General features: G+C 69.3%; 4 protein-coding genes. All 4 read right to left on the bottom strand.

Translation table 11 applies throughout. The annotated features are described in order from the left end of the window. A partial coding sequence (locus tag D588_RS23850; protein WP_017914912.1) for a sensor histidine kinase occupies positions 1-1397 on the bottom strand: 1397 nt, incomplete at its 3' end. Next, positions 1394-2101 (bottom strand): response regulator transcription factor, encoded by a 708-nt coding sequence (locus D588_RS0102955; RefSeq protein WP_017908858.1) that lies wholly within the window; start codon positions 2099-2101, stop codon positions 1394-1396. The genes D588_RS23850 and D588_RS0102955, both read right to left, overlap by 4 nt. 593 nt (positions 2102-2694) lie before the next feature. Next, a complete protein-coding gene (locus D588_RS0102950) occupies positions 2695-3963 on the bottom strand; it encodes a carbohydrate porin (protein ID WP_017914911.1) in 1269 nt (422 codons plus the stop codon). Between the two features lie 92 nt (positions 3964-4055). Then, entirely contained in the window at positions 4056-5489 is a 1434-nt protein-coding gene (locus tag D588_RS0102945) for a fructose-specific PTS transporter subunit EIIC (protein WP_232764207.1), read from the bottom strand. Between the last annotated feature and the right edge of the window lie 26 nt (positions 5490-5515).

Raw genomic sequence — 5515 nt, 5'->3', positions numbered from 1 at the left:
AGGTCCAGCTCCGCACGCAGGCCCCCCAGCGCCGAGCGCCGGTAGCGCAGCGTGGCGTGGTGGCGGGCGGCGATGTTGGCGACGATCGCCAGGCCCAGGCCGGTGCCGCCTTCGGGCGCGTCCGGGGCGCGGAAGAAGCGCTCGCCCAGGCGCGGCAGCAGGGCGTCGTCGATGCCGCTGCCGGCGTCGTCCACGGCCAGGCGCACGGACAGCGGGTCGCGCCGCAGGCTGACCGTGACCACACGGCCGGCGGCGTGGCGGAACGCGTTGTCCAGCAGGTTGTCGAGCAGTTCGCGCAGCGCATAGGCGTCGGCGGCGACCCAGGCCGCAGCCGCGTCGTCGTCGCCGCCGTCGTAGCCCAGGTCCACGCCGGCGTGCAGGGCGTCGGGGATGCGCTCGGCCAGCGCCTGCGGCAGCCATTGCGCCAGGTCCAGCGGCAGCAGCGGGCGGATGCTCTCGCGCGGGGCCTGGGTGCGGGTCAGCGCCAGCAGCTGGGTGGAGGTGCGGGTGGCGCGGTCGGTCAGCTGGCGGATGTGCTGCAGCGCCTGCGCGGTGTCTTCCGGGCGCTGGCTGGCCTGGGCGCGCTGCACGTGCATGCTCAGCCCGGCCAGCGGCGTGCGCAGTTGGTGCGCGGCGTCGGCGAGGAAGCGTTCCTGCAGCGCCATCATGTGCTTGAGGCGGCCGAGCAGGCCGTCGATGGCCTGGGTCAGCGGCACGATCTCCACCGGGATGTCGGGACCGGACACCGGGCTGAGGTCGCGCTGGCTGTCGTCGAGCCGCCGCACCGCCGGCTCCAGCATGCGCAGGCCGACCCGCACGCCATGCCAGACCAGCACCAGCAGCGAGCAGGTGAGCAGCAGTTCGGTCGGCAGCATCAGCACCAGGATCTCGCGGGCGCGGCGGTGACGGTCGTCCAGGGTCTCGGCCACCGACACGGTGAGCCAGTCGCCCGGCTCCAGCGCCGAGGGCAGCAACAGGCTGGCCACACGCACCGGCACGCCGTTGTCCATGCGGTCGTCGTACAGCATCACCCGGCCGACTTCGGCCGGATCCGGATGCGACGGAATCGGCTGGGTGCTGCCGCTGATCACCCCGTGGCGGCGGCTGTCGAGCTTGAAGAACACCCGGCCGTCGCTGCTGTACTCCAGCAGTTGCCGCGCCTGCAGGGTCAGCGGCATGCGCTCGCCGGGGTCGTTGACCGCATTCGCCAGGCCCTGCGTGTCCTCCTTCAGGTCCATGTCGTGGACGTGATTGGTGTACTTGAGCATCAGCAGGTAGAACAGCGCCGACACCACCAGCATCAGCAGCATGGTTGGAATCAGCAGGAACGCCAGCAGTCGCTGGCGCAGGCTGGGGTGGCGGTATGCCGGCGACTGCGCGGCCGCGGTCGCGCTCACTGCGGCATCTGTGCGTGGTCGGCGGCCGGTGAGGCGGCGCGCGACTCCTCCAGCAGATAGCCCAGGCCGCGGATGGTCCGGATGCCGACGCCGGCGCCGTGCAGCTTGCGCCGCAGGCGGTGCATGGAGATGTCCAGGCCGTTGTCGGTGATTTCGTGCTGCCAGTCGCACAGTGCTTCGGTCAGCTGGCTGCGGCTGACCACACGCCCGCTGCGCAGCAGCAGGGTCTCCAGCAGCGCGAACTCGCGCGCGGTCAGGTCCAGCGGCTGGTCCTGCAGCCACACTCGGCGCCCGGCCAGGTTGATGCGCAGTTGCCCCAGCACCAGTTCCGGCACGCCGCCGCTGCTGCTGCGACGCAGGAGCGCGCGGGTGCGGGCGAGGAACTCGGACAGTTCGAAGGGCTTGATCAGGTAGTCGTCGGCGCCCTGGTCGAGCGCGTGGATGCGGTCTTCCACGGCATCGCGCGCCGTCACCACCAGCACCGGGATCTCGTCGCGGCGCGCGCGCAGGCGCTGCAGCACCTGTAGCCCGTCGCGGCGCGGCAGGCCCAGGTCGAGGACCAGCAGTTGATAGCTTTCGCTACCGAGCGCGCGCTCGGCGGCGGCACCGTCGCCGACATGGTCCACTACGTGGCCGCACTCGGCGAGCGAGTCGCGCAATGCAACGGCAATGGACGTATCGTCTTCGGCGACCAGGATGCGCATGATGCGAAATGCTTGCAACGGGGATGTGGGAAAACCGTCGTAATCGGCGGCGGCGAAGTCACTACGTTCACATACGTCGATGTAGCTTCGATGGAGTGTGTATCCAGATTCTGCGATGCGGTGATGACCATTATCATCCATGACATCGCTGCGCGCTCGCCGGTCCTGATCAGTCGGGTAGGAAAAATCCTATAGCCGGCCGCGGCATCCGCCGATCCTCACGCCTCCGGGGCCGCGGCATCATGAACGGGTCGGCAACGTCACCGCTCCCGCGCCAGGGAGACGGCTCGCACGGAATCGAACGGATCTCGATTCGCCGGCCACGTTTCGCTCCCGCAGGCGCCGACGGATCGGCGCAGCGCCACTGCGATCGGAATCAAAGGGAAGAAAACGCACGAGGCCCCGGCATGCCGGGGTCTCGTGCGTTCAACATGCCGCTATCGAGAGTGAATCATGTCGGCATCTGCGCGGATGAGTCGGTCTGCACTGATGCTGTCAGCGTCAGACCGCGCGCCGCGTCTGCACGCAAACTTTCAGGCCGCAGTCCGCCCGCCTTTGCGAATCCCCAATCCCGAATCCCAAATCCCGGCCCCTCAGAGCGCCCAGTCCAGCCGCAACCCAGCCACCAATGCATTGGGCAGGTCGCGGGTGCGCGCCGGTTCGTTGAACTGGTCCGGATGCACGATGTAGTGCAGGTTCGGGGCGATGCGCAGTTGCGGGGTGACCTGGATGCCGTAGCTCAGCTCCATCATGGTCTGCGAGCGGTGCGGGGTGCCGCTGCCGCCGGCCGCGGCGCGGGCCAGGCGCAGGTCTTCCAAAGCGTCGTCGCTGTAGTGCTGCTGGGTGACGACGAAGGCGATGTTGTCGTTGGGACGGCTGGCGAAGGTGCCGCGCTGGACCAGGCCCAGCTCCAGGAAGTGGTCTTCGATCAACTGCCCGGAGGTGCCCTTGAGCACCGAGCCGAACAGCACCAGCCCGCGATTGCTGTCCGGATCGGGGCGGGTGACCTGCTGTTCGAAGCGGAAGAACGCGCCGGAGCGGCCGCTGCGGGTGGCGTAGTCCAGCCCGCTCAGCCGCGCCGGGTTGCCGTTGCGGTCGTTGAGCGGATCGCGGTAGTCCGAGTTGTCCTGCCAGCCGCCCAGCTCGTACATCGCCGGCAGGCGCGCGCCGCTGGCCTGGGTGCTGTAGCCGATCGCATACGGCACGATCACCCCGGTGCTGTCGTTGGTGCTCCAGTTCAGGCCGTGCTGGCCGCGTTCGGCCTGGATCGGGTTGACCTCGTAGGCGCCGACGTGGACATACACGTTCGGAGTCACCCAGGCCTTGGCATGCGCGGCCCAGCTCGACACCGGCCAGTAGGTGAAGTTACTGGTGCGGAACACGAAGGTCGGGTTGCCGCAGGCCGAGTTGCCCTGGAAGTAGTTGCACAGCTCCGAGCCCAGGAAGTGGATGTTGGCCACGCTGCGGCCGGCTTCCAGCTCCAGGCGATCGTCGAACAGCTTCTGGTCGATGGTGAAATTGGCCAGGCGCGTGCCCTGGCCGCCGTAGATCTCCTGCACCGAGGTGCTGTTGCCGATGTTGCCGTTGGCCAGGTTGGTGCCGTGGCGGTTGATGCCGTAGACCTTCAGCGTGGCGCCGTTCCAGCCCATCAGCCGCTGCAGGTCCACGTCGGTGCCGAACATCAGCTGCCCGGCGTAGGCGCTGCCCTGGTGCTTGCCGCCATCCAGCGAGGCCGCGGCCTCGCCGGTGTAGGCGAGCTTGAGCTTGAACGCGTCGCTGGCGTCCTGGGCGTGGGCCAGCGGCGCGGCCAGGGCCAGCGCCAGGGTGGCCAGGGGCAGGTGCGAGATAAGGGGACGGGACATGGCGGAACTCCTTCAGCAGGAAAGGCCGGCGCGCCGCCAGCGGCGACGGGGGGAGGGGCATCGCAGGGCGACGCGCCGGCGCGTGGACAGGATCAGGCGAGAACCGGCTTCTTCAGCACCCGCAGCGCTACTGCGGTGACCACGGTGCCGGCGAGCAGAGCCGCCAGGTACATGCCTACATGGGTCACCTGGTTGGGGATGGGCAGAACGAACACGCCGCCGTGCGGCACCTTCAGTTCGGCGCCGGCGGCCATCGAGATGGCGCCGGCCAGCGCCGAGCCGAGCATCAGTGCGGGAATGGTGCGCAGTGGGTCGCGCGCGGCATAAGGAATGGCGCCTTCGGTGACGAAGGCCAGACCGAGCACGCCGGTTGCAGCGCTGGTATCGCGTTCCTCTTTGGTGAAGCGGTCGCGAAATGCCCAGGTTGCCAGGGCAATGCCAAGTGGCGGCGTCATGCCTGCGACCATGACCGCGGCCATTGGCGTATACACCTGACTCGTCAGTAAGCCCGTCGAGAACGTGTAGGCTGCCTTGTTGACCGGCCCTCCCATATCGAATGCCATCATTGCGCCCAGCAGGAGTCCCAGCAACGCCGCACTGCTGCCTTGCATTTCGCGCAGCCAGGCGGTGAACCAGGCCAGCAGCTCCGCGACCGGCTTGCCGATCACATACATCATCAATAGGCCCACCAGCAGCGTCCCCAGCACCGGCAGGATCAGCATCGGCTTCAGCCCTTCCAGCGTGCGTGGCAACCGAATCCAGCGGTTGAGCGCAGCCACGCCATAGCCGGCGATGAAGCCGGCGAGGATGCCGCCGAGGAAGCCGGCGCCGAGGTTGGCCGCGACCATGCCGCCGATCATGCCGGGAGCGATGCCCGGGCGGTCGGCGATGGAGTAGGCGATGTAGCCGGCCAGCGCCGGGACGATGAGGACGAAACCTGCTTTGGCGCCGATCTGGAACAGGTTCCAGCCCAACGTGCCCTTGTACACATCGTCGATGGTGTGGACGCCGCCGAGCGCGAACGCCAGCGCGATCAGCAGGCCGCCGGCGGTGACGAAGGGCAGCATGAAGGACACGCCGGTCATCAGGTGCTTGTACGGGCCGGCGGAGCGGCCGCCCTGGGCCTTGGCCGGGGCGCCGCCGCCGTTGCCGGCCGCATGCACGCGGGCCTCGGCCAGGGCCTTGCGGATCAGCGCCGGGCCGTCGTTGATCGCCGGCTTGGTGCCGCTCTTGTACAGGCGCTTGCCGCCGAAGCGGCCCAGGTCGACCTCGCGGTCGGCGGCGATCAGCACCAGGTCGGCGGCGGTGATCTCCTCGGCGCTGAGCGCGTCCTGCGCGCCGACCGAGCCCTGGGTTTCCACCCGGATCTGGTGGCCCAGCACCTTGGCCGCCTGCTGCAGGCCCTCGGCGGCCATGAAGGTGTGGGCGATGCCGGTGGGGCAGGAGGTGATGGCGACAATGCGCTTGCCGGCGCCCTCGGTGCCGCCGACAGCGGCCGCGCCGGCGGTGGCGGTGGCCGCGGTCAGCAGCGGCGCCAGCACCGCGCCGGCAT

It is taken from the genome of Xanthomonas sp. SHU 308 (assembly GCF_000364645.1).
In the GTDB taxonomy this organism is placed as follows: Bacteria; Pseudomonadota; Gammaproteobacteria; order Xanthomonadales; family Xanthomonadaceae; genus Xanthomonas_A; species Xanthomonas_A sontii.
This window is presented reverse-complemented; position numbering and strand designations above follow the sequence as displayed.

Coding starts and splice junctions, on each gene's coding strand:
- D588_RS0102955 (WP_017908858.1), bottom strand. CDS start 2,101: ATGCGCATCCTGGTCGCCGAAGACGATACGTCCATTGCCGTTGCATTG.
- D588_RS0102950 (WP_017914911.1), bottom strand. CDS start 3,963: ATGTCCCGTCCCCTTATCTCGCACCTGCCCCTGGCCACCCTGGCGCTG.